This window comes from Nonomuraea sp. NPDC003754, assembly GCF_053605785.1.
Genome location: NZ_JBSGJX010000025.1, coordinates 108,112 through 131,598, shown reverse-complemented (window position 1 = coordinate 131,598; position 23,487 = coordinate 108,112). Strand labels below are relative to the sequence as shown.

Sequence of the window (23,487 nt, the reverse complement as noted above, 5' to 3'; positions counted from 1 at the left end):
GTTTTCCGGCCGGGCGGAGAGTCATAGCGGCAAAGGTCGAGGAAGCGCCGTGTGTCTCCGTTGACCCTTAGGAGGGGCCTGAATAAATTCCGCCCAGCAGCCGGAATGCCGCCTCCGGAGCGGCGGGTCAGCAGGCTCAGCCGGTCTTGATGAAGGTCCAGGCCTGGTACGGGTCGCCGAAGTCGGGCGCCAGCGCCACCCGGGGCGGGAAGATCCGCAGCAGGCTCAGACCGAGACGCATCGGGGTCGCGGGGACGGAGATGACGAACGTGTCGGGTTCCGCCGCCGGGGCCAGCCGCCAGGGGCGGGCCTCAGGCAGCACCAGGGCCAGCTCGTGCATGTCGGGGTCGCCGTCGAAGCTCACGTACAGCTCGGAGTCGGTGGCGCGGATCGTGTGGAAACCGTTGCCGTCGCTGCTCACCTGCCAGGTCTGCCCGTAGCCGGAGTCCGGCGGCAGCAGGCAGAGGTGGCCCCCCGGCCTGGGCTCGAGTGCTGTGAGCTGCTGCTCGGGGGTGAACTCGATCTTGTAGATGCCATCGGAGATGACTGCCACGCGAAGCTCCCTCGCGATCGACCGGCGGCGCCGCCAGGGTCCGCCGGTGGTGAAGGGATCGCCTGAGCGGCGACCCGGACGGGGTGATACCCCCATCGATCACATGGCTCTTACCCAGAGTGGTCAACTCACCGCCAACAGTGAGAGCGTCACTTCGGGGCGGGCGAGGGTCGGGGACGCCTAGGCTGGTAGGGAGTGTCGTCCTCGTGCGGCGGGAGGCCTGTCATGAGGTGGTCACGGGCGCTTCGGCGCGGAACCTGCGCAGGGCTGGCGATGGCCGGCCTGCTGGCCTTCCCCGCCTACACCGCGCCCGCCGGGGCGATGCCCGCGCTCGTGACCGCGGCGGTTCCGGGCCCGTCACGGCGGGCCGACTTCCCCGAGCTGACCCCTGCCGTCGCCGCGCGGCTGGACACCGCGATCCGGCAGGTCATGCGGGAGGCCGGGGTGCCCGGCGTCATCGTCGGGCTGTCAGCGCCCGGCAAGGGGTCGTACGTGCGGGCCTTCGGCGTCGCCGACAAGGCGAGCGGTGTCGCCATGAGCCCGGGCCTGTACATGCGGATCGGCAGCGAGACCAAGACCTTCACCGTCACCGCCCTGCTCCAGCTCGTCGACCGGGGCAAGCTCGGTCTCGACGACCCGATCGCCAGGTACGTGGACGGAGTCCCGAACGGCGACCGCATCACCCTGCGCCACCTGGCGGGCATGCGCAGCGGACTGTTCAACTACACCGAGGACGACGCCTTCGTCAAAGCCTTCCTCGCCGACCCGGAACGGCCCTTCACTCCGCGGCAACTGCTGGCCTACTCCTTCAAGCACCCGGTGCAGTTCCAGCCCGGTGAGACGTTCGCCTACTGCAACACCAACACGATCCTGCTGGGGCTCGTGGTGGAGAAGATCGGCGGACGCCCCCTGCCCGAGTTCGTCGAGACGAACGTCGTGGCGCCGGCCGGCCTGCGCCACACCGTCTTCCCGACCGGTGCCGCCTTCCCGAACCCGCACGCCCACGGCTACACCAGGCAGACCGCCTCGGGCGAGGTCGAGGACGCCACCGACTGGAACCCCTCCTGGGGCTGGGCCGCGGGAGCGATGATCTCCGACCTGCCCGATCTGCGCACGTGGGCCCGCGTGGTGGCCACCGGCACGCTGCTGACGCCCAAGACGCAGGCCGAACGGCTCGCCATGGGCCCGACGGGAATCCCCGGCACCGGCTACGGCCTCGGCATCTTCACCGTGCACGGCTGGGTCGGGCACAACGGCTCGCTGCCCGGCTACGAGTCGTTGACGATCTACCTGCCCGAGGCGCGGGCGACGCTGGTCGCCCTGGTCAACACCGACATCCGGTACGAGGGCGTGGCACCCGGCACCCTCGTCGGGCAGGCCGTCACGCGCGTCGTGACGCCCGACCACGTGTTCGTCCTGCCCGCGTCCCCGGCGTCGCCCGCACCCGCCTCGCCCACGACACCCGCCTCGCCCACGTCGCCGGTATCGCCCACGACACCCGCCTCGCCGGTGAGCCCGCGGCCATCCGCGCCGGCCACCGGCCACGGCGACTGACAGTGACTGACGACGACTGACGACGACCGGCTACGCGCCTCCTGGCGGTTCCGTGACCGGTTCCAGCGGCCAGGTCGCCGGCCAGAAGGCATCACGCCCGGGCTCGGCGAGGACCGTGGTGGCGCCGGTGTCGGTATCGTGCCGGCGGAACTCCATGGTCACGACCAATCCCTCGTCGTCCTCCTCGCCCTCCTCCTCCGGGCCGACGAGGAGGATGCGCACCTGGGCGCGCCCCTCCATCCGCCACCGGAACGCAAGCGGCTCGTCCTCGCCGAAGAGGGCCGAGTACGAGCGCAACAGGCCCGTCCCGTCCGCGGCGAACACCACCTCCTCGCCGACGAGCGCGGCCGCCGTACCCAGGGCCGAGCGCCAGCGCCCGACCGGTCCACGCTCCAGCATCAGCTCACGCCACGCGGATTCCCGCAACGCGCCACCACCCTGCCCGCTCCGTTTGCCTGGAGTCTCTCGCACCGCTCCGGCGGTCCTGACGCAGCATCCCGCCGCTGGACGGACCGGACCCCGGAGGGGCCGTGGCCACCAGACAGCCTCAACCCGGGGCGTCACGGAGCCGGAAGGTGACCGTATGCGCAAGACCGCCAAGGCCCGGCCGCAGCGGGTGCGGACGGCCGACGCGCCGATGGCGGCCTGCGCGCCTGCGCACGATCGTCGGCTCGGGCCGTCCACGATGCCGGACGAGATCAAGCCGGCCGCGGGCTCACGGCTCCTCGCTCAGCTCGATGGCGGCGGCCGGGCAGACGGCGGCGGCCTCCCGCACCGGGGCGTGCTGGTCCTCGCCGGGCTCGGGCTCCAAGAGGACGACGACACCGTCCTCGTCGCGCTGGTCGAACACCTCAGGAGCGATCAGCACGCACTGGCCCGCGCCGCAGCACTTGGCCTCGTCCACGGTCACTTTCATACCTGGTTCCTCTCTTCGGGGCGGTTTCGGCGGTGCCGGGTCACCAGCGGACCGGGACCTCGCGCAGCCCGCCGACCGCCAGCCCTTCCACGCGCTCCAGGTCCTCCACGGGCACGGCGAGCTCCAGGGACGGCAGCCTGCGCAGCAGCACCTCGAGCACGACCTGCAGTTCGGTGCGGGCCAGCGCCTGGCCCAGGCAGGAGTGGGCGCCGGCGCCGAAGGCCAGGTGCGGGTTCGGGCTGCGGCTGAGGTCCATCTCGCCGGCGTCGTCGAAGGCGCTGTCGTCGCGGTTGGCCGCGGCCATGCTGCACACCACGGTGGTGCCGCGGGGCAGGACCGTGCCGCCGACCTCGATCTCGTCGCGCAGGTAGCGCGGCAGGCCGAAGCCGGGGTTGGCGTCGAAGCGCAGCGCCTCCTCCACCGCCGTGCGCACCAGCGACGGGTCGGCCAGCAGCCGCTCCCACCGGCTGCGGTCGGCCAGCAGCATGGAGACCATCTTGCCGATCATGTTGGCGGTGGTCTCGTGGCCGGCGACCAGCAGCCCCATGCCGGTGGCCAGCAGCTGGACGTCGGACAGCCCGCCGTCCTCGGGGCCGCCGGCCGCGATGAGCTCGCTCAGCAGGTCCTCGCCAGGCTGCTGCCGCTTGGCCGCGATGTGTCCGGACATGTACGCGACGAACTCGCCCTGGGCGGCGTCGACCTCGGCCTGGCTGTAGCGGGTGAGGTTCAGCAGGGTGTCGGACCAGTACGAGAACCGGTCCCGGTCGGCGGCCGGCACGCCGAGCATGTCGCAGATCACGTACACGGGCAGCGGGAAGCCGAGGCCTGCCTTGAGGTCACCGGGCCGGCCACGCTCGACCATGTCGTCGATGAGCCGCTCGGCGATCTCCGCCATCGCGGGCCGGAGCGCGGCCATCCGCTTGGCGGTGAACCACTTGCCGACCAGGCGCCGCCAGCGCTGGTGCTCCTCACCTCCGTCGGGGATGACCTGCGCCATCTCGCTGCTGAACAGCCCGCCGTCGTCGTTGGCCGACAGCCGGGCCGCGTCGGGGGCGTTCAGCAGGCGGGTGAAGCGCGGGTCGGCCAGCACCTGCTTGACGTCCTGGTAGCGGGTCAGCAGCGTCGCCTGGTCGCCGCTGGGCAGCTTCACGTGAGCCACCGGACAGCGCCCGCGCAGCTCGGCCCATTCAGCGGGCGGCTCAAGCGCCGCGTGGCTGGGGATCGGGTAGTTCAGGACCTGCTCGTCGAGACTCATTCGGCATCTCCTCTGAACGGATGGTTGACCGCCTGCGGTGGTGCTTCTCGTCGCTGTCACGCGGACACGACGGGCCGGGTGCCCACGGCCTGCTGCCCGGCCTGGTGCGTGGTCGGCTGTACGGCCTGGTGCATGGTCTGCCTCCGCAGGAGGCGGGCCTGCTTGGGCATGTTCCAGCCGAGGACGCCGGTGACCCGGCCGTCCTCGCGGTAGAGGGCGGCGAAGCGGTGCTGCGCCGGGTCGCCTTCGGCGATGGTCAGTTCGGCCGCCGGCGACGGCAGCCCGTGGGCCTGGATCCTGATGTCGTACTGGTCGGTCCAGAAGTAGGGGATCGGCGTGTACGGGTGACCGGCGCCGAGGATGTCGGCCGCCACCACCTGCGCCTGTTCGGTGGCGTTGGTGCGGTTCTCCAGGCGCAGCCGCCTGCCGAGCCCCTCGTGCTCCCAGGCGGCCACGTCCCCGACGGCGTAGACGCCTTCGGCGGCGCGGCAGCGCGAGTCGCACACGACACCGTCGCCGAGGGTGAGCCCGCTGCCGTCCAGCCAGCCGGTCGCCGGGCGGGAGCCGACGGCCACCACGACCGCGTCGGCGGGAAGGAGTTCGCCGGTGGCCAGCCGTACCCCGGTGACCTGTCCGTCGGCGCCGGTGAGCTCTTCGACGGCGGCGCCGAGGCGCAGGTGCACGCCGCGCTCGGTGTGCGCCTGGGCGAGCATCGCGCCGACCTCGTCGCCGAGGTGGTCACCCAGAGGGGTGCGGCCCTTCCCGGCGAGGGTGACGTCCAGTCCCATGGCGCGGGCGGTGGCGGCGATCTCCGAGCCGAGCACCCCCTCGCCCACGACCACGAGCCGCTTGGCGACGGTCAGGTGGCGGCGCAGGGCGAGCGCGTCGTCCAGCGACCGCAGCACGTGCACGCCCGCCAGGCCGTCCTGGCCGGGGAGCCGGCAGGGGCTGAGACCGGTGGCGATCACCAGGGTGTCGCCGCGCAGCACACGGCCCGAAGCGGTGGTGACGGCGCGGGCAGCCGCGTCCAGCGCGATGGCGGGATCGCCCAGCACGAGTTCGGCGTGCAGGGCCTCCAGCTGCGTCTGGTTCCGGAGCCGGGCGCGGGACGGTTCCCACGCCCCGGCCAGGACCTGCTTCGACAGCGGCGGCCGGTCGTAGGGCAGGTGCGGCTCGGCGTCCAGCAGCGTCAGCCGGCCCTGGTGGCCGTGCCGCCGCAGCGCCTCGGCCGTGCTCAGGCCGGCGGCCGACGCGCCGACGATCAGGATGCTCCCGGGCGAGGTCACGAGGCGTCGCCCAGGTGAAGGGCTGTCCGCATGTCATGCGTCCTTTCGGTGGTCCCGTCACGCACATTACCCTACATGTGTAGGTAAACCTGCATGTGTAGGGTGGCGATAGGGTGGGAAGCGTGGCCAGAGACAGCAGCACCCCCACCGGCGACCGGCGCGTGCGCCGCACCCAGACGGCCCTGGCACGCGCGCTGATCCAGCTCGTCGAGGAGCAGGACCTGTCCCGCATCAGCGTCGCCGACGTCGCCGAACACGCCGGAGTGAGCCGCTCGACCTTCTACGACCACTACCGGGACGTCCACGAGCTGGCCGAGGCCGCCTGCACCGCGATGATCGACGGCTTGGTCGAGTCCCTGCCCGCCCCCGGTCCCGACTCGCCCGACCCGGCGCGGGACGCGACCCAGTCGCTGGTGGCGTTCTTCGCCAGCCTCGCCGAGCACGCCGGGCTCTACACCAGCCTGCTGGGGCCGCAGGGCAGCGCGCGCGTCGCCGACCACATCCGCCGCCGCATCACCGCGGCCGTCCACCACCGTGTACGGCAGGCCACCGCCGGCGGCGACCTCCCCGAGCACGCCGACATGCCGCTGGACATCCCGCACGACGTTCCCGCCGCCTTCGCCGCCAGCGCGCTCATCGGCGTGGCCACCGACTGGCTCCGGCGCGGCCGTCCGCTGCCCCCCGCCGAGATGGCCGCCCTGACCTGGCCGTTGCTGAACGCGCTCTACCAGGTAGACACCGGCACGCCCGGCTGAGGCCGGACCCGGCCCCCGGCCGTCGCCCTGCGCCCGCTCCGATGACGCCGACATCGAGGTGCGCGCCGACGGCGATACGGGCGAGCCCGCCAAGCCGCGCGCCATGCGCCTGTGGGAGCGCCTCTCGCGCCAGGCGCCGGAGGCAGGCCCGCCACGCCCGGTCACACCGGCCGGCGAACGGTCACACCCGCCGGCGAACGAGCGGACACGGCGGCGCCGTCGTGAGGGCTAGGCTGGCCGCCGATCACGTCGGAAGACGGGAAGGACGAACACGGATGACGGCCGCCCTCGACGGCATCGACGACATCGACTGGGCCTCCCTCGACCACGCGTACGGCTCGGCGGAGGACCTGCCGCAGACGTTGCGGGACGCGCGCGAGGTCGCGCAGGTGGTGGATCTGGCCGACCTGCGCGAGGTCGTCGGCCTCGTCGAAGCCAGGGCGCGCCGCGCCCGCCTGGCGAAGGCTCGGCGTCGGCGCTGATTCCGTCGGCGGTCGGTGCGGCGTGCCGCTGGTCGGTGGGGACCGAGACGGGTGATCCGTTATCGGAAGGTCGGCGTCAGCGAGGCTTCTCCTTGCACCGTCGTATGGTCTCGATGAACGAGCCCGCTGTCGTGGGGCAGACTTGGATCTCCTGGCCTGTTCGGCTGAAGACTTTACGTTTAGCCAGAGGTTTCTTCAGTGCGACGGGCACGGCGTGGTCCACACCGGTACCCACCTGCAGCTCAGAAGACTCAGGGCAGGCAGGGCGGAGCGATACCCGCACGGTCACGCCGGTCGGTGATTCGATGGCCTCGGCCTGTTCAACCACGGTGCAGATCGTGCCGTCAGACTGCTGGATCCCGCTGGCGTGCAGGGTGAGGGCCCGCCCTCCGGGGGCCACCTCGACTACGGACACTTGCGCGTCGAAGGGTTTGGCTGGCTCCTGTGCGCAGGCTGCAGTCACAACACCGAGGATGAGGATACATCCGGCGCGCTGGAAGGAGGACGGGCTCGCTAGGTTCATTTCTTGTAGATGTCCTTGCCGACGGCCTTCATGACGTCATGAAAATCGGTGAAGGTGTGAATGCACACATCCTTGATCCGTTCCGTCTTGGTGTTGGAACCGCTGGTGATCCCCTTGGCCACGACGGTACCGTCAGGGCGGAAGGTGTATACCGGGCCGCCCGAGTCGCCGCCGATCACACACCTGCCGCGCTTCTTACCCACCTGAACCCAGCGCGTCGTCCCTGTGGACGCGCCGGTGGTGAAGTCTTTCATGTCGACCTTCCATGCGATGTCGGTAACCTTCCATCGGCAGATCTGGCCGGTGCTGAATCCACCAGTGCAGTATTGGTCGTTTTCCTTGGCAGGGATCGAGAAGCGTCCGGTGACATATCGCTTTTCGGTGGAGTTCTCGGCGCCGATGAAGATTTTGGGGTTCGTGCCGCGGATATCCGCGTAGATCAGGCCCAGATCGCCGTAATACGTCGGTTGGCCGGGGAGTATTACCGTGCCCGTTCCGGGTTGCCAGTTGGACCACCGGGCGGGACCTGCGTCCGTGTCGCCGCCTTGCCTGGGAAGGCAGTGGCCGGCTGTCACCACCAGCTTGTCGGTCCCGCTGCCCATCGTGAATCCGGTCGTGCACTCCTTCAGCTTGCCGGGGTTTTCGGTGGTCGCGAAGAACTTGGCCCCACCGTCGACCTTGCCGACGTCGCTCTGCCGGGTTTCGGCGACGGCAGAGCCCATTGTCTGGCCGCTGAGGTGGCCGATGAGGCCGAGGCGTTCAGCCTCCGTTTGCAGCCAGATGGCGACGTTGTAGGTGCCGTACCGATCGGCGAGTGCCTTGCGCAACGCTGGGGAGGCGTCGGTGGACTGCACCACGACGAGGTTACGCTCAGGCCATATGTGGGTGGCGAACAGCTTGGTGCCTGCCGGGATCGTGTCGTCGAGGTCGAGGACCTCATCGACGACGGTATTGAGGGCCTGGTAGCTGTTGGCGACCTCGACGACCGTCGGAGTGATCGAATAGGCGGTCTCCTCGGGAGCCACAAGGCGGGCTTGGGCTACTGCCGATTCGTCGGGGGCAGGAACGCCGGGGATGGTCTCGTCGGCGTCGCCGTTGGCTGTCGCAGTGCCGGTGAGTAGCCGGCCTGCGATGTCTTTTCCGGCCGGTGTCGCCGGCGCCACGACCTTTCCGGTCGCAGGATCGAAGTAAGGCGGCGCCAGGGTGGCGGCGTTGGCTTGGGCCCGGTCGTATGCGCCGTTCAAGGCGTGCGTGTCGGTCGTCGAGACGGGCAGCGAGTCGAGCTTCCACGCCGGGGGGGCGGTGAACACCTCGACGCCGTCGGGTCCGGCGGGGCTTACCACGGTGGGGCCGGGCGCCGGCTGAGCCGTCACGGTGATCTTGGGAGTCAGATCCGGCGAGCCGTACTCGGTGGAGGCCAGCATCCGGTAATCGTCGTCGGAGCCGGTCTCGTCGGGAGCCTGCAGCAGCACGCCGTAGTTGGGTTCGCCTGCCGCCCAGGCCTTGGCGATGTCGATGATCGGCCACTCCAGCGGGCCGATGCCGCAATCCGGGCCGTAGGACTGGGTGATGGTCCTCGCGCCCTCGGCTGTGGAGGACGGCGCCGTGCTCCACGTGAGCGTGGTCGCGTCCCAGCCGCTCGTCACGCGGCGTACCTGAATGCCACTGGCGGTCTCTCCGCATCCGGGGCCGTCGGTGTTGGTCAGTGTCAGCTTGGCGTCCACAACGTCCTGGCCGGCCAGCGCTGTACTGTCGAACCTCAGGTAGGAGCGGTTGAGGACGCCGAAGATGCGGCCTGCCGTGAGCGTGGCCGCGCCTGGGTCTGACGGGGTTCCCGCGTCACTGATGTCCACGTCGCTGTGGGCCCTGGTGTCGACGGTGGCACCGATGGTGATCGGGTACTTCATCTTCGGGTCGGCCAAGAGCGCAGCGTCCGGTTCGACGGTCAGGGCCTGCGCCGTCGTCTTGGCGGAGATCGCACGGTGGCCGGGTGTCGATGAGGATCGTATGGAGACCGGAGTAGACCGTGCGACTTCGCGGCCTTCGTGGTCGACGATGGTGGCGGCGCCGTTCCTGCCTGGCTGGATCGTGAGGTCGCGTGCCTGAAGAGGAAGCGTGAAGGTGGCCTTCTTCGACGGGCGAGTCTTGAGTATGAGTTCCCAGCGGAAGCCGGTGGCCAGCGCTGTGACGACCAGCGACGAGCCGGGCCCCGCCGCACCGTCGTAGGTGGCTTTGCCGCCGGTGACTGTCGGTCGGGCCAGGGTGGTCGGCCAGGTGAAGGTGATCTGCTTGTTGTCCGGGGCCGTTAGCGTCGCCAGTGGTTTGCCGGCGCCGCCAGAGGTGAACTCGACCTGCGTTGCGGTGACCTTGGGGCGCAGTACACCGTCCGCTTCCACGAGTGTCGGGTCGATCCACTGCCAGGCTCCGTCGCGTTGTACACGCACTGGCTGGGTCCATGTTTCGATGGTCAGGCGCCCATCAGGCTGTCGGGTGACGCGGCGGTTCTGGGCCGCGGCGCCGAGCATCTCACCAGGTGGCGGGGTCTGCGTTGCTGTGGACGCTGGGTTCGGGGTCGGGCTCGCGGCCGCAGGTAACTCCTGTGCCGTGGTCAGCGTCGCCACCGTGCTGGCGACAAGGATGACCGAGGACGATCGCCTCACCAGGGTTCTCCTCCAGAAGTTGGTGATCAAGGAGCCTGATCATGGTCTTTCGTGCGTCAATTATTGTCAAGGCTGCTGTAATGAGCGGATTTGATCACGAGCGTCTACCTGCGGGCCGTATTCACCACCTGAGTCCAGATAGATGAGCGCCACGGCGACGTGGCGGCACACGGCGGCGGCTACGGCCGGCAGGCCCGCCAGGACGAGCGGGAGCGCCGGCTGCTCCTGACCGTCCTGGCCGAACTGCCGGCGGCGCGCTCCAGGGCCTGACGCCTGATCATCAGGCGTCAGGCCGCGTGGCCGAGCCGAGGCGTCGCGCGCCTTCGGCGAGATCCTCCAGACCGGCCGCGGCCGCGAAGCTCAGCCTGACGAACTGTCCCGGCGCCTCGGCGGCGAAGAAGTCCTGGCCGGGTTCGACGGCCACGCCGTACCGCCTGCTCACCTCGGCGGCATCGGGGGAGCGGCCGGTCTCGACCCACAGGTGCAGGCCCCCGGCGGGGACGCGGGTGACGCGCCAGCCCGGCACGTGTTCGGCCAGCGCGGCGGCCAGTGCGGCGCAGCGCTCGCGCAGCGCCGCCGACAGCGCGCGGAGGTGCCGGTCCCAGGCGGGCGTGCTGACCAGCTCGATCGTGGCCTCCTGCAGCGGCCGGGCGATGAAGAAGTCGTCGACCAGCCGCATCGCGCGCAACCTGGCCATCACCGGGCCTCTGGCGACGAGCGCGCCGATGCGCAGGCTGGGCGAGGCCGGCTTGGTCAGGGACGTCGTGTACACCACGGTGCCGTCGCGGTCGTCGGCGACCAGCGGGCGGGGGGCTGGTCCGCCGTGGCCGAGCAGGCGGGCGAAGTCGTCCTCCAGGACGAAGGCGCCACTCGCGCGGGCCACCTCGACCACCTGGCGGCGCCGCTCGGGCGACAGGACGGCGCCGGTGGGGTTGTGGAAGGTCGGCTGGCAGTACAGCAGCCGGGCGCCGGTCATGGCGAACGCCTCGGCCAGCAGGTCGGGGCGGATGCCGTCGGCGTCCATCGGCACCGGCACCGGTCGCAGGCCGGCGGCCCTGGCGGCGCTCAGGGCTCCTGGGTAGGTGGGCGACTCCACCAGGACCGGGCTGCCCGGCGGGGCGATGGCGCGGAACGCCATCGACAACGCGCCCTGGCCGCCGCCGGTGACGAGCACGTCTTCGGGGTCGGCGGCGGCCAGGCGGGCGAAGACGGCGCGCAGCGGCGCCAGCCCCTCGGCGGGGGCGCGGTCCCAGGCGTCGGGACGGCGGGAGGCCCTGGCCAGCGCGGCGGCGAGCGGCCTGGTCGGCTGGAGCGAGCGGTGCAGGTAGCCGCCCGACATCGTGATCGCGCCGGGCGGCGGCGGGCCGAGCAGGTGGCTCACCCGCGCGGTGTCCACGCTGCGGTCGCCCAGCGCCACCGCCTGCCAGGAGGTGTCGGCGGGTGCCGTACCGGAGGGGGCCCGCCGCTGGGCGACGAAGGTGCCGCTGCCCGGGCGGGTCACCACGGTGCCCTCGGCCGCCAGGAGCGCGAAGGCGCGGGTCACCGTCACCGGGCTCACCCCGTGGCGGCGCACCAGTTCGCGAGCGCTGGGCAGCCGGTCGCCGGGGGCGAGCCCGTCGATCTCCGCGCGGAGGCTCACGACAAGCCGCTCAGTAATGCTACTCTCGGACATGAGAGACAAGAGTAACGCTTTCCCCTTCAGTGGTGAAGCGCTGCAGGCGCTCCGGGCCGACGCCCCCGGCTGCGAGCAGGTCATCCACTTCAACAACGCCGGCTGCGGCCTGCTCCCCACGCCGGCGCTCGAGGCGATGGTCGACCACCTGAAGCTCGAGGCGGCCATCGGCGGCTACGAGGCCTCCGCCGCCCGCGCCGCCCAGGTGCGCGACTTCTACGGTTCGATCGCCGACCTGATCGGCTGCCGGCCGGAGAACGTCGCCTTCGCGGGCAGCGCCACCCACGCCTACAGCAAGGCCCTGTCGGCCATCCCCTTCGAGCCCGGCGACGTCATCCTGACCACGCGCAACGACTTCATCTCCAACCAGATCGCCTTCATGGCGCTGCGCAGGCGGTTCGGCGTGGAGATCGCGCACGCGCCCGACCATCCCGACGGCGGCGGCGTGGACGTGGCGGCGATGGCCGCGATGATGCGTGCCAGGCGGCCACGGCTGGTCGCCGCGACCCATGTGCCCACCAACTCCGGCCTGGTCCAGCCGGTCGCGGAGATCGGCGGGCACTGCCGCGAGCTCGACCTGCTCTACCTGGTGGACGCCTGCCAGTCGGTCGGCCAGTACCCCGTCGATGTCGAGGAGATCGGCTGTGACCTGCTCACTGCGACGTGCCGCAAGTTCCTTCGCGGGCCGCGCGGCTCCGGTTTCCTGTACGTCTCCGACCGCGTGCTCGCACAGGGGTACGAACCGCTGTTCATCGACATGTACGGCGCGCGGTGGACAGCCGCCGACCGCTACGAGCCCGTGGACGGCGCCGCGCGTTTCGAGGAGTGGGAGTTCCCCTACTCGACGGTGCTCGGCTGCGCGGCGGCCGTCCGCTACGCCCTGGGGGTAGGCCTGGAGCGCATCTCCCTGCGCACCCCGGCGCTCGCCTCCCGCCTGCGCGACCGGCTGGCCGCCGTCCCGGGCGTACGCGTGCTGGACCGTGGCCGGGAGCTGGCGGCGCTGGTCACCTTCGAGGTCGAGGGGTGGCGGCCCCAGCCGTTCAAGGCGGCGATGGACGCCCGCGGCATCAACTCGGCTCTCAGCTTCCGCGAGTTCGCCCAGTACGACTTCGCCGACAAGGACGTGGAGTGGGCGCTGCGCCTGTCGCCGCATTACTACAACACCGAGGAGGAGGTCGACCGGGTGGCCGACACGGTCGCCGGGCTGGCGAAGGACGGTGCGCGGTGAGCTCGGCCCTGTGGCGCAACCACGACTTCCTGCGCTTCTGGTTCGGCGAGACGGTCTCCCTGCTCGGCACGCAGGTGACGAACCTCGCCCTCCCGCTGACCGCGATCCACGCCTTCCACGCCACCGACGAGCAGGTGGGCCTGCTGCGCTTCCTGCAACTCGTCCCCTACCTCGGCCTGGCGCTGATCTTCGGGGTGTGGGTCGACCGGGCCCGGCGCCGCCGGGTGATGCTCGGCGCCAACATCACCCGGATGGCGCTGCTCGGCCTGATCCCCGCCCTGTACGGCCTGCATCTGCTGGACCTGGGCGTGTTACTGGTCATCGCCTGCGCCGTCGGCGTCGCCTCGGTGCTGTTCGACGTGAGCTGGATGTCCTACGTGCCCACGCTGGTCCGGGATCCGAAACACTACGTGGAGGCCAGTGCCAGGATGGGTGTCAGCTCGTCCGCGGCGGAGGTCGCCGGTCCCGGCCTGGCGGGCGTGCTGGTCGGCGCGCTGACGGCGCCGGTGGCGCTGGTGGTGGACGCGTGCAGCTACCTGGCCTCGGTGATCTCCCTGCTGCTGATCCGTACCAGGGAACCTCGCCCGGCGCCGCGGGAACGCCACCTCGGCAGGGAGCTGCGCGAGGGGCTGCGCTGGGTGCTGGCCGACCCCGTCCTGCGCTGGCTGGCGATCGTCGGGTTCTGCTGCAACTTCTCGATGGTCACCGTGTGGACCATGTTCCTGCTGTACGGCACGCGCGAGGCGGGGCTGGAGCCCGCCACGCTGGGCGGCATCCTGGCCACGGCGTCCGTGGGCGGGCTCGTCGGCTCGCTGATCTCCCGCAAGGTGATCAGCCGATTCCCCGTCGGCCGGGTCTACCTCGCCGCCCAGTCGGCCCTGCTGCTCGGGCCCACGCTGGTCGTCGTGGCCGCCGGGCCCCCGCCGGTGATGACGGCGCTGTTCACGCTGTCCTTCTTCACCACCTACCTGGGGCTCGGCGTCGCCGGGGTCATCATCGTCAGCCTGCGGCAGACCGTCACCCCTCCCTCGATGATGGGCCGGATGACCGCGGTGTTCCGCACGCTGCTGTTCGGCGGCGGCGCGCTGGGCGGCCTGTGCGCGGGCCTGCTCGCCGGGGCGGTCGGCGCGCATGCCGCTCTGGCGGTGGCCGCCGCCGCCTCGGCCGCCGTGGTCGTCGGCCTGTTCGTCTCGCCGGTGAGCCGGCTGCGCGAGATGCCGGCGCCCACGCCGGACCCGGTGGACACCCGGCCGGGCGACCGGCCGGCGCTCGCGTAGCGCGAACCTCTGCCACCCCGCCGTTCTCCGGGCCGGCTTCCGGAGGGTGCGGGGTCGGCTGGGGCGCCCGTCACGCCAGGTCCGGGGTTGCTCCCGACCGGTCCTTCTTCCGTGCCGCCACGACGATGAGGATCCCGGAGACGGTCCCGGCGAAGAACGGGGACGGAACGAGAAGGACGCCGCCCAGCAGGCACCACGTCGCGATGCCCCAGCCGATTCCGGCGGGCACCGCCACCCCGCGTCCGGCGAGGTGCCACGTCAGGCAACCCAAGACGATCAGCGGCACCGCGAAGCCTCCCGGACCGGCCCAGAAGGTGACCTTGCTCTGCAGGGACTCCACCGTCGGAACGGCGCCCCCCTCCGCGAGGACGAGCGGGACGGCCGCCCACAGCCCCCGGTCCACCCAGCCGGTGACGTCCTGCCAGGCCATGAGCGCCAGCAAGAACAGATGCCCCGTTCCCAGCACGAGCATGATCGCGCTCGCCCAGCGGAGCAGCCGCTTCCTGGAGTTCATCATGATGTCCCTTCTTCGTACCCGGCCCCCGCGCGGTCGCGGTCGCGCCAGGCTCGCTCCCATTGCCGGGTCATAGCCGGGTAGACGATGAGGTAGCGGAACGGCGCGATGGCGGCCATGTACAGCCGCCCGAACCACCCGTTGGGCTTGACGAGGACGGTCATCCGCAGCTCGTGGTCGCGGCCGGCTCCTTGGACCCAGCCGAGATGCATCACGGTGTGCACGGTCTTGTTCGCCAGCTCGCGAGCGGCCTCCATGTCGAGCTCGTAGACCGCTTTGAGGGGCATGCGGTCGTCGTCCGGGCCGCGGGGGGCGTCGCGGATGTCGGCGGGCAGGCGGTCGCGGAGCGAGGCGACCCGCGCACCGACGCCCGCTGAGGGGTCGTCCCAGCCGAACAGGGCGCCGAGCTTCCACCGGAGGGCGAACAGGAACCGCACCGGCCCGGTCTGTCCCGCGATCCCGCCGAACGTCCGCATCGCCGCCAGCATCGCCGGGAAGTCGTCAGGCCCGGCTCCGGGGGTGCGGAACGACCACACGTCCTCGATCGAGAAGTCACCCGCGAGTTCGTGGATACGCCACGGGAGGGAGGCGTGCGCGGTCTTCGGCAGCCTCACGAGAGCGCTCTTGCGGCCATCATGGCCATCAGCGTCATCTGGTCCAGGACAGGTGTGGCGGTGGGGTCGAGTTCGCGGTAGCGGCGGTGAAGGTTGACCACGATCCGCTCGGCGTCCAGCCAGGTGGCGTACTCGGCCAGGTCCACCGCCTCGACCGCCTCGGCGAAGGACAGTCCGCGGGCGTGGGCGGCGTCCGCCTGCTCGACCACGTGGGTGAGGTAGCCGCGCACCGCGCGGATCCCGTCGGGGTCGGTGACCGGGCCGTGGCCGGGGACGATCGTGTCGGCGCCGGTGGCGATCATCCGGTCGCAGGCGGCGATCCAGTTGGCGATCGGGCCGCTCCACACGATCGGGGTGCAGCCGACGAACAGCAGGTCGCCCGCGAAGAGCACGCCCGCGTCCGGCACGTGCACGACGGAGTCGGCGGCGGTGTGGGCGGGGCCGAGGTTCAGCACGCGCACCTCGCGGCCGCCGATGTCCAGGGTGAGCTCCCGGTCATAGGTCAGGTCGGGCAGCCGCAGGCGGATGCCGCTGAAGTCGAAGGCGCCGAAGCGCTCGCGGAAGTAGGGGGTCGCCGGGCCGATGTCCACGACCTGGGCGGCGGTCAGCATCTCGGGGGGCATCTCGTGCCGCATCTCCGTGCAGGTGGCCTCGGCGGCGATGATCTGGACGCGCTCGCCCAGCAGCTGGTTGCCGTGGGTGTGGTCGCCGTTGGAGTGGCTGATGACGGCGTGGGTGAGCGGGTGCCGATCGGTGATAGGGCGCATGGCGTCGAGCATCTCGGCGGTCAGCGGCAGGTCGAACAGGGTGTCGACCAGGAGGGAGGCGCCCTCGCCCGCGACCAGTCCCGCGTTGCTCCAGCCGTACCCGCCGTCGGGCAGCAGCCAGGCCCACACGCCCGCGCCCACCTCGTGCAGCCCGCGCGTGTAGGGCAGCCTCGACGGGGCGCGGTTGACGCGCGGGGGTGAAGGCCGCCGGTCGGGGTTGTGCCGGGGCGCCAGCGGGTGCGGAACGGCGGACGCGCGGACGGTCTGGCGCGTACGGCCCAGCCCCTCGACGACCAGCTCGACGACGTCGCCGTCCCGCAACCAGCCGGGGAAGGCGGCCGGATCGGCGAGGGACAGGTGCTCGATGAGGCAGCAGCCGGGGACCGTGCCCGAGCCGAACACGTCTCCGGGCACCAGGTCCACGCCGCGAGAGGCGTAGGAGACGACCTCGCCGAAGCTCCAGTCCATGGCGTCGGTACGGCCCGAGCCGATGGTCCTGCCGTTGACGGTGGCCTCGACCCGCAGGGCGAGCCTGCCGTCGCGGCGGTAGGGCTCGAGCTCGTCGGGGGTGACCAGGAACGGGCCGAGCGTGGTCGCGCCGTCCTTGCCCTTGGCCTGGCCGATCGCCAGCGGCGTCTCGCGCAGCTGCAGATCGCGTGCCGACCAGTCGTTGTAGATGGTGTAGCCGATGATGTGCTCCTCGGCCTGCTCAGGCGTGAGGTCTCGGCCGCCCGGCCCGATGACCGCGGCGATCTCCAGTTCGAAGTCGAACCAGGCGCTGCCGGGGGAGATCGTCACGTCGTCGTACGGGCCGGTGATGGTCGAGGGGCAGGCGAAGTAGAAGGCCGGGATCTGGTACCAGGTGTCCTTGAGCGTGCGCGGCTGACCGGCGGCCTGCTGGCAGTTGCGCATGTGGTCCAGGAAGCACAGGCAGTCGCGGACCGAGGGCGGGCGCGGGATCGGGGCGCGCAACCTGGCCTCGGCCAGCGGAACCGTCCGCGCCTGTGAGGCCAACGCCGCTTCCCCTGCCGCGCGCAGCGCTTCCGCGCCCTGGCCGATGAGCTCGATCAGGCTGACGCCCGGCGCGACAGGGTGGATCCGATCCTCGCCGATCACCCCGGCGCGGTCTCCGGCGTCCGTCGCATAGGTCACCCAACGCATGAGAACCTCCTCAGTTCTATGTTGGTTGACATAGGCTATACCTGCAGACATTTGCTCTGCCATCCGGCATGGCAGGGTCGTCCGTCTGCCGGGCCCCCTGCCTCCGTCAGTAGGCGGTCAGGTCGCCGTACCTCCGCAGGGTGCCGACCAGGTCGCCCGGCTCGCCGCGGAGCGTCGCGTCCAGGAAGGCGACGGTGGTCGCCACGGTGACGCGCGGGCCGCCGGCGCGGCCGAAAGAGCCGACGAGCGAGGGCAGGGGCGGCAGGTACAGCGGGGAGTCGGTGAAGGTGAGGTGCGCCGAGCCGGGGACGGTGAGCCGGTAGCTCGGCGCCGTGCTCAGCTGGAGCACCTGCGCGAGGCGGGAGAGGTAGTCCGCCTCCTCGCCCGGCACGATCTCGTGGGTGAGCGCGAGCACGGGCTGGTCGAACGGGCGCGGAGCGGGGTCGCGGGGGAAACCGTCCAGGACGATGACGGCCGCGAAACGCGAGTCCTGGCGCGCGGCCTGCAGGGCGGCGGCACCGCCGAGAGAGTGGCCGGTCGCCGCGACCCGCCGGGTGTCCAGCCGTCCGGTCAGCGGGCCCGGGATCTCGCCGCGGTGCAGGCGGCCCAGCTGGGTGAGGACGAAGCTGAGGTCGCCGGCCCGGACCGCCGTCCACCCGGCGGCCCGCCTCGTGTCCTCCGCGTCGTCGCCGGTCGCCTTGACCCGGGTGCGGACCGTCCGGCCGTCGTCCAGGGTGACGACGGCCGAGTCGTAGGGGTGGTCGATGGCCGCGACGACGTACCCGCGGCTGGCCAGTTCCTCGGCCCAGGCGGTGTTCTGGGTGCGCACGCCGCCCAGCCCGGGGGAGAACAGCACGACGGGGAACCGCCCGCCCTTGTCGGCCACCGGGGCGTCGGGCGTCGAGCGCGCGTACGCGCGCACCGCCTCGTCCAGCATGAAGCCGGGCACACCGAGGTAGTCCGCCGTGCCGTTGGCGACGAGGCGCGCCTCCTGCTCGGTGCGGCCGAGGTATCGCGCGCGCCGGGCTCCCTCGGGATTGCCGCGCGCGGGATACCAGAGCTGCACCACGACGGTGCGCCGGTCGTCGGGCGCGGCCGTGGCGATCTCGTCGCGGTCGGGATCGGTCCACTGGATGACGGTGGTGCCGACCCCGTACGCCCCCGACGGTTCGGGGAACACGGGCAGGGGGAGCGCCCACGCCGCCCCCGCCCCGCCGACGATCAGGGCCAGGCAGGCCGCCGACCCCGGCAGTGCCATCCACCACCGGGCCCGCCACGCGGGCCGCTCGGCACGCCGTCTCAGCAGAGGGAGCGCGGGCAACGCGAGCGCCATGGCCCCGCCGGCGAGGACGGGGAGGAGCTGCCAGCGGATCCCCAGCACCGCCAGGACCGCCGCGGACAGCGCGAGCGCCCCGCCGGCGACCGTCCTGACCGGCCGGCGCGCGCCGGGCGGGAGCCAGCGGGCCAGCGCCAGCATGACGGCGGCCACCAGGGCAAGGAGTTCCACGAGCGACAGCCCGAGAATCGTCACAGACATGTGATCATTCTTGGCGCGCCACCCCTGCCCGGCATCGGCTCGAGGGCCCAGACCCGTGTGCCACTCCGGTATGACCCCCGGGGGGCGGGTGCGATCGGGGTCGCACCCGAGCCCGGCCGCCGCCGGCGGTCAGGGACTGTGGGCGGGCACCGCCACCGGGGCGGCCAGCTCCCGGTAGCGGCCGGAGTGGAAGACCAGCGGGTCCCCTCCGGCCCGCTGGTAGCGCTCCACCTCGCCGACGAAGATGTGATGGTCGCCCCCGCTGAAGGTGTGCACCGTACGGCAGGCGAATCCGGCCAGCGTGCCGGCCAGCATCGGCAGCGGGTGGTCGAGCAGGTCCACCCCGGCGAACTTGTCCGGCGCGGGCGCGGCGAAGCGCCGGGACAGCTCACCCTGCCCCGCGGCCAGGACGTTGACCGCGAAGCGCCCGGCCCGCAGGAACAGCGGCGCGCTGGGGGCGCGGTCCGACAGGCACCACAGCACCAGCGGCGGGTCGAGCGAGACCGACGTGAAGGAGTTGACCGTCACCCCCGCGCGCTGGCCGCCGGCCGCCGTGGTGACCACCGCCACCCCGGTGGCGAACTGCCCGAAGGCGTCACGTAGCGACCTCATGCCGCCACCCGGTCGAGATAGGCCTGGGCGAGGGCGCCGTCCATGAACCACTCGGCGTAGTCGGCCGGGTCGTCGAAGCCGTTGACGAAGCGGGAGGCGATCGCCGGGAACCGGCCGGCCGCGCCCAGCAGCGCCAGATGATGCGGTTCGGCCGGGGCGAGCAGGGCGTTGGTCCAGGCGGTGACATGCTGCGCCTGCGCCCAGAACCGGTCGAAGGTCTGCTGCATCCACGCGGCGTCGAACGGCCGGTCGCCGCGCTCCAGGATGGCCTGGAGGTAGACGGCCGCGCACTTGGCGGCGTTGTTGCTGCCCTGCCCGGTGATCGGGTCGTTGAGCACGACCACGTCGGCCACGCCCAGCACCGGCGCGCCCGAGGGCAGGAAGGCGACGGGGTGACGCACCGTGGGGGCGAAGCGGCCGGTCAGCACCGCGTTGGCGTCGGTGAGCTCGATCCCGTCGCAGCGTGCGGCCTCCCAGGGAAAGAAGTCCGACAGGATCCGGCGGGCCTGGTCCAGGTGCGCGCCGGGGCCGTCCAGGCCGCCCCAGCAGTCCATCGGGCCGCCGGGCGTGCCCTCGAACACCATGATCTCGCAGGGGCCGGTGTGGGTCAGCGCGGGGAAGACGAAGTACTCGCCGACGCCGGGCATGAGGTTGAAGCAGACGGCCGAGTGCTCGGGGCGCGGCCGCAGGCCGTTGACGTAGAGGAGCGCGAGGGCGCGCTGCGGGCTGCCGTACGGCGAGCGGGCCGCGTCCCGCCGGAAGAGCGAGGCGATCTGCCCCTTGCCGGCGGCGACCAGGACCAGATCGTGCTGCGCGGCGTAGCCCTCGAGGTCCTCGGCGCCGGCGTCGTGGATGACGACCTTGCCGCCGAGCCGTTCCACCTCGGCGAGCCAGGCCGGCATCTTCATCCGCTGGTCGACCGAGACCGCCGGGGTGTGCAGGCGGGCGGCCCAGTCGATCGCCTTGCCGCCCTCGGGGCCGGGCACCGACAGCTCGATGCCCTCGACGGGCGGGCAGGTGCCCGCCCACCAGTCCAGGCCGAGGGCGCGCTCGTGCGCCTGGGCGGTGCCGAACATGGCCTGGCCGGACATCACCCGGCCGTCCCGGAGGGACTCGGCGGTGCGGTTGGACACGACGGTGACGTCGTAGCCGTTCTGGAGGAGGCCGAGGGCCAGGTGCAGGCCGGCCTGTCCGGCGCCGACGACGAGAATGCTGCGCATGGTGGGTGTCCCCTCTGTCAGGTGGTGGTTGTCGATCGGCGCCTGATCCGACGGTATGGCAGGCCCCGCCGGCCGGGCCATCCGCTGAGCGCGGATCTCATCCACCTGGCGCGAAGCGCAGCGTCTCCGAAGGGCTCCGCCCGAACTTCCGGCGATACAGCGCGGCGAACCGCCCCTGGTGCAGGAAGCCCCAGCGGGCCGCCACCGTCGTGACCGTGACCCGCGCCGGGTCCCCGGCCGCGAGCTCGTCGTGCACCCGCGTCAGCCGTACCTGCCTGAGATGGGCCATCGGGGTGAGCCCGAGATGGGCGCGGAAACCCTCCTGGAGCGAGCGGCTGCTGACCGCGACCGCCCTGGCGACGTCGTCCGTGGTGAGCGGGAGATGGGCGTGTCCCTCGATGAACTCCACGGCCCTGCGCACCACCTTCGGCACCGCGGGCCGGCGGGGGGCGCTCAGCCGTTCCAGGTAGTTGGACGGCTGCATGGTCAGCAGCGAGGTGATCAGCGCGTTCTCCAGATGCGCGACGGCCAGCGGCTGGACGGCCAGCCCGTCGTCGTGCTCGGCCTCCCGGACGATCAGGTCGATCATGCCTCGCCAAGCCCGGGCCCAGCCCGCGGCCATGTCCACCCCGAGATCGAAGATGACCGGCTGGTCGAGCGGCTCGCCCAGCATCTGCTCCAGCGAACGCTCGATCGCGGTGCGCTCGAACTTGACCAGCAGCTGGGGGCAGCCCGCCGCCCAGCGCATGTCGAGGTGGCGCTCCGGCGAGGGCAGCGCGGCCGTGGCCGGGGTGGAGACGATCTCCTGGTCGCCGCCCCTGATCAGGCTGCGGCCGGCGAGGGGGAGCATGGCCAGGAAGAACGTGCCCAGGTCGCCCGGCTCGATGCGGACGTCGGCCCCGTAGTCGAGGTAGCTGACGCGGACCGAGCCGAACTGGACGGAGTTGAACCAGGCCGACAGCGGGGCGCTGTCTCCCGCCAGGTCCAGTCGGTGCGCGCAGAACACCTTGGCCACCTCGTCGCGGACCTCGTCGAGGTCGGTGCTGGCGAAGATCGGTCGGTTGCTGAGAAGCACAGCCGATGGTCCCCGGGCCAGGCGCCGGCGTTCCAGGTAAAACGACGCACACGGGCCGGGCGGTTCCGCGACTTTCAGGAGGCGTTCGCCCGGAAGGAGGACCGGTAGGACTGCGGCGTGGCCGGCGACCCCGATCAGTCCCGCCGGTGAGTGACCCGCGTAGTTCCGCACGATGATGACAGGCGACTGTCCGCCCGTCCGTCATACGCCAAGGGCCGATTACAGTTGCCACACGTGATGATGAAAGGGGCGGCGGGAGGCTGATGCCGGATTTCGTCGTCGGCCGTGGCTACGCCTTCTACCAGGGTCCGTCGGTGGACAGTTCTCTGCACCGGCACGCCGCCTTTCAGATCGTCGTCGCCGCCGTGGGCGAGGCGGCCATGGCGGACGCCGACGGCGTCCGTCATCAGGCGCCCGCGCTCGTCGTGCCGCCCATGGTGCGGCATCGGATGCTCGCGACGGGCGACCTTCGGGTGTTCTTCGTCGAACCCCACTGCGCGATGGCCGACCGGCTGCGCCGGCGTTACGGTCCCGGGATCACCGGCGTACCCGAACTGCGCCATCTCGACGAGAGCGACGTTCGCCACGCCGGCGCCCGGCCGGCCGGCGAACTTGATCCCCGTCTGCTCGCGGCCATGACGGCGCTGGCGGACGGGTCGGTCCCGCTGGCGGATGTGGCCGCGACAGTCGGCCTGTCTCGCCAACGTCTGCGCTCCTTGGCGAGCAGCCAGCTGGGCATGCCTCTGGCGCGCTGGCGTGCCTGGTATCGGCTGCGCACAGCGGTCGAGGCGTTGCGGAACGGGGAGTCGCCGGCCGGCGCCGCGATGACGAGCGGCTTCGCCGACCAGGCGCACCTGACGCGCTGGATGCGCGAGATGATGGGGCTGACCCCGAAGGTGGTGAACCCGCTGCTGCGCTCCTCAGGGGCGGAACGCGACGTACACCGAGATCGAACCCGTGAGTGTCGAGACGACCTCGGCCTCTCTCACGTCACGGAAGCCGGCCTGGGCGATCAGGTGCGGCAGGATGCCCTTGGCGTTGGGCCGGGTGTCCTCGAATCCGTCCGCGAGTTGCACCAGCCGGAATCCCAGCCGCATCAGCCCGGTGCGCTGTAGCCCGTAGTCGGCGATGACCAGCTTTCCGCCGGGCCGCACCACCGCGTACATCGACGCGAGGATGGCCCGTTTCATGGCGAGCGGACATTGGTGGAGCACCAGGCTGGACACCACCGTGTCCGCGACGCTGGTCCCAAGGAGTTCCGGCAGCGCGTCGCCCATGCCGATCTTCCATTCGACCGCCGCGTCGGAGGCCTCGGCCTTGCGTCGTGCCACCGCGATCACGTCAGGGTCCGGGTCCACGGCGATGACCCGTGCGCGCGGCTCGATCCGGTTCAGCAACAGCTCCGTCGAACCGGTGCCGCAGCCCACGTCGACGATGACCTCCTCCGGTCGCGGCGCGACGTACATGACCATCAGCGTGCGCCACAGCCGTTCGCGGGTCACCGCGACGATCGGATCGTAGAAGCGCGTGGGCGCCATGCGTCCCAGAGCGGGAGTGAAGGTGTTTCCGGTCATGCCCGTAGTCTCGGCGGCACGGCACGCCGCGGTCTTGAACGAAACGCTCAGGTCGGCCCGCACCGGCCTCGATCGTCTTCGACGGCCCTCGCGGGTAACACCGGTGGCCGGGTGCGCCAGGTGTGGATGTACGACGCGATCGGCCCGTCACGGTGCCCCTTCCGTGGTTGGATCCGGCGCGAACGGCGGTGGACACGGCCGAGTGGGATGCCCGCTCGGCTCAGGAGCCGAGCGCGTGCCCTGTCGTTGCGT

The 23,487-nt window shown here is 71.8% G+C and carries 21 protein-coding genes and 1 pseudogene; 6 read left to right on the top strand and 16 right to left on the bottom strand.

Annotated features, from left to right (window positions below; genetic code table 11):
- Positions 1-136: 136 nt before the first annotated feature.
- On the bottom strand, positions 137-553 hold the full coding sequence (locus tag ACWEVS_RS28455) for a hypothetical protein (RefSeq protein ID WP_452416124.1): 417 nt from the start codon (positions 551-553) through the stop codon (positions 137-139).
- 225 nt (positions 554-778) lie between these two features.
- Between ACWEVS_RS28455 and ACWEVS_RS28450 the strand changes: the two genes are divergently transcribed.
- Entirely contained in the window at positions 779-2,107 is a 1,329-nt protein-coding gene (locus ACWEVS_RS28450) for a serine hydrolase domain-containing protein (RefSeq protein WP_452554064.1), read from the top strand.
- Positions 2,108-2,137: 30 nt separating this feature from the next.
- Here the strand turns inward: ACWEVS_RS28450 and ACWEVS_RS28445 are convergent, their stop codons facing one another.
- The 4 genes from ACWEVS_RS28445 to ACWEVS_RS28430 form a co-directional block, all read right to left on the bottom strand.
- Positions 2,138-2,533: a hypothetical protein gene (locus ACWEVS_RS28445; RefSeq protein ID WP_449923570.1), complete on the bottom strand. Its 396-nt coding sequence runs from the start codon at positions 2,531-2,533 to the stop codon at positions 2,138-2,140.
- Positions 2,534-2,822: 289 nt separating this feature from the next.
- Positions 2,823-3,023, bottom strand: coding sequence for a ferredoxin (locus ACWEVS_RS28440; RefSeq protein ID WP_452554063.1), 201 nt, complete (start codon positions 3,021-3,023; stop codon positions 2,823-2,825).
- A gap of 40 nt (positions 3,024-3,063) precedes the next feature.
- Entirely contained in the window at positions 3,064-4,278 is a 1,215-nt protein-coding gene (locus tag ACWEVS_RS28435) for a cytochrome P450 (RefSeq protein ID WP_452554062.1), read from the bottom strand.
- A 56-nt stretch (positions 4,279-4,334) separates the two neighbouring features.
- Positions 4,335-5,564 (bottom strand): NAD(P)/FAD-dependent oxidoreductase, encoded by a 1,230-nt coding sequence (locus tag ACWEVS_RS28430; protein WP_452554061.1) that lies wholly within the window; start codon positions 5,562-5,564, stop codon positions 4,335-4,337.
- Positions 5,565-5,686: 122 nt separating this feature from the next.
- Between ACWEVS_RS28430 and ACWEVS_RS28425 the strand changes: the two genes are divergently transcribed.
- Both ACWEVS_RS28425 and ACWEVS_RS28420 read left to right on the top strand, forming a co-directional pair.
- Positions 5,687-6,319: a TetR/AcrR family transcriptional regulator gene (locus ACWEVS_RS28425; protein WP_452554060.1), complete on the top strand. Its 633-nt coding sequence runs from the start codon at positions 5,687-5,689 to the stop codon at positions 6,317-6,319.
- A 275-nt stretch (positions 6,320-6,594) separates the two neighbouring features.
- Complete coding sequence (locus ACWEVS_RS28420; protein ID WP_452554059.1) at positions 6,595-6,801, top strand: hypothetical protein; 207 nt, start codon at positions 6,595-6,597, stop codon at positions 6,799-6,801.
- Between the two features lie 76 nt (positions 6,802-6,877).
- Here ACWEVS_RS28420 and ACWEVS_RS28415 read toward each other — a convergent pair whose 3' ends face one another.
- The 3 genes from ACWEVS_RS28415 to ACWEVS_RS28405 form a co-directional block, all read right to left on the bottom strand.
- A complete protein-coding gene (locus ACWEVS_RS28415) occupies positions 6,878-7,324 on the bottom strand; it encodes a hypothetical protein (protein WP_449923556.1) in 447 nt (148 codons plus the stop codon).
- Positions 7,321-10,014 (bottom strand): DNRLRE domain-containing protein, encoded by a 2,694-nt coding sequence (locus ACWEVS_RS28410; RefSeq protein WP_452554058.1) that lies wholly within the window; start codon positions 10,012-10,014, stop codon positions 7,321-7,323. The genes ACWEVS_RS28415 and ACWEVS_RS28410 overlap by 4 nt, the downstream gene beginning before the upstream one ends.
- Before the next feature lie 250 nt (positions 10,015-10,264).
- On the bottom strand, positions 10,265-11,656 hold the full coding sequence (locus tag ACWEVS_RS28405) for an aminotransferase-like domain-containing protein (protein WP_452554057.1): 1,392 nt from the start codon (positions 11,654-11,656) through the stop codon (positions 10,265-10,267).
- On the opposite strand from ACWEVS_RS28405, the gene ACWEVS_RS28400 reads away from it, so the two are divergent.
- A complete protein-coding gene (locus ACWEVS_RS28400; protein ID WP_452554056.1) occupies positions 11,655-12,884 on the top strand; it encodes an aminotransferase class V-fold PLP-dependent enzyme in 1,230 nt (409 codons plus the stop codon). The two genes, ACWEVS_RS28405 and ACWEVS_RS28400, sit on opposite strands and share 2 nt — an antisense overlap.
- On the top strand, positions 12,881-14,161 hold the full coding sequence (locus ACWEVS_RS28395; RefSeq protein ID WP_452554055.1) for an MFS transporter: 1,281 nt from the start codon (positions 12,881-12,883) through the stop codon (positions 14,159-14,161). Before ACWEVS_RS28400 ends, ACWEVS_RS28395 begins: the two co-directional genes overlap by 4 nt.
- Before the next feature lie 70 nt (positions 14,162-14,231).
- On the opposite strand, the gene ACWEVS_RS28390 is transcribed toward ACWEVS_RS28395, so the two are convergent.
- From ACWEVS_RS28390 to ACWEVS_RS28360, 7 genes are all read right to left on the bottom strand, one after another.
- A complete protein-coding gene (locus ACWEVS_RS28390) occupies positions 14,232-14,678 on the bottom strand; it encodes a hypothetical protein (protein WP_452416112.1) in 447 nt (148 codons plus the stop codon).
- On the bottom strand, positions 14,675-15,289 hold the full coding sequence (locus ACWEVS_RS28385) for a DUF2867 domain-containing protein (RefSeq protein ID WP_452416110.1): 615 nt from the start codon (positions 15,287-15,289) through the stop codon (positions 14,675-14,677). Before ACWEVS_RS28385 ends, ACWEVS_RS28390 begins: the two co-directional genes overlap by 4 nt.
- Complete coding sequence (locus ACWEVS_RS28380; protein WP_452554054.1) at positions 15,286-17,217, bottom strand: fumarylacetoacetate hydrolase family protein; 1,932 nt, start codon at positions 17,215-17,217, stop codon at positions 15,286-15,288. The genes ACWEVS_RS28385 and ACWEVS_RS28380 overlap by 4 nt, the downstream gene beginning before the upstream one ends.
- Positions 17,218-17,323: 106 nt before the next feature.
- Entirely contained in the window at positions 17,324-18,754 is a 1,431-nt protein-coding gene (locus ACWEVS_RS28375) for an alpha/beta hydrolase family protein (protein ID WP_452554053.1), read from the bottom strand.
- A 129-nt stretch (positions 18,755-18,883) separates the two neighbouring features.
- Positions 18,884-19,366 (bottom strand): flavin reductase family protein, encoded by a 483-nt coding sequence (locus ACWEVS_RS28370; protein ID WP_452554052.1) that lies wholly within the window; start codon positions 19,364-19,366, stop codon positions 18,884-18,886.
- Positions 19,363-20,586 carry a styrene monooxygenase/indole monooxygenase family protein gene (locus tag ACWEVS_RS28365; protein ID WP_452416106.1) on the bottom strand — a complete coding sequence of 408 codons (1,224 nt, stop codon included), beginning with the start codon at positions 20,584-20,586 and terminating at the stop codon, positions 19,363-19,365. Before ACWEVS_RS28365 ends, ACWEVS_RS28370 begins: the two co-directional genes overlap by 4 nt.
- Before the next feature lie 97 nt (positions 20,587-20,683).
- Positions 20,684-21,661 (bottom strand): AraC family transcriptional regulator, encoded by a 978-nt coding sequence (locus ACWEVS_RS28360; protein ID WP_449923524.1) that lies wholly within the window; start codon positions 21,659-21,661, stop codon positions 20,684-20,686.
- Positions 21,662-21,924: 263 nt separating this feature from the next.
- On the opposite strand from ACWEVS_RS28360, the gene ACWEVS_RS28355 reads away from it, so the two are divergent.
- Positions 21,925-22,776, top strand: coding sequence for a helix-turn-helix domain-containing protein (locus ACWEVS_RS28355; protein WP_452416104.1), 852 nt, complete (start codon positions 21,925-21,927; stop codon positions 22,774-22,776).
- 12 nt (positions 22,777-22,788) lie between these two features.
- On the opposite strand, the pseudogene ACWEVS_RS28350 reads toward ACWEVS_RS28355, so the two are convergent.
- Positions 22,789-23,127, bottom strand: a pseudogene (locus ACWEVS_RS28350) (class I SAM-dependent methyltransferase); the annotation flags it as partial.
- Positions 23,128-23,487 lie beyond the last annotated feature (360 nt).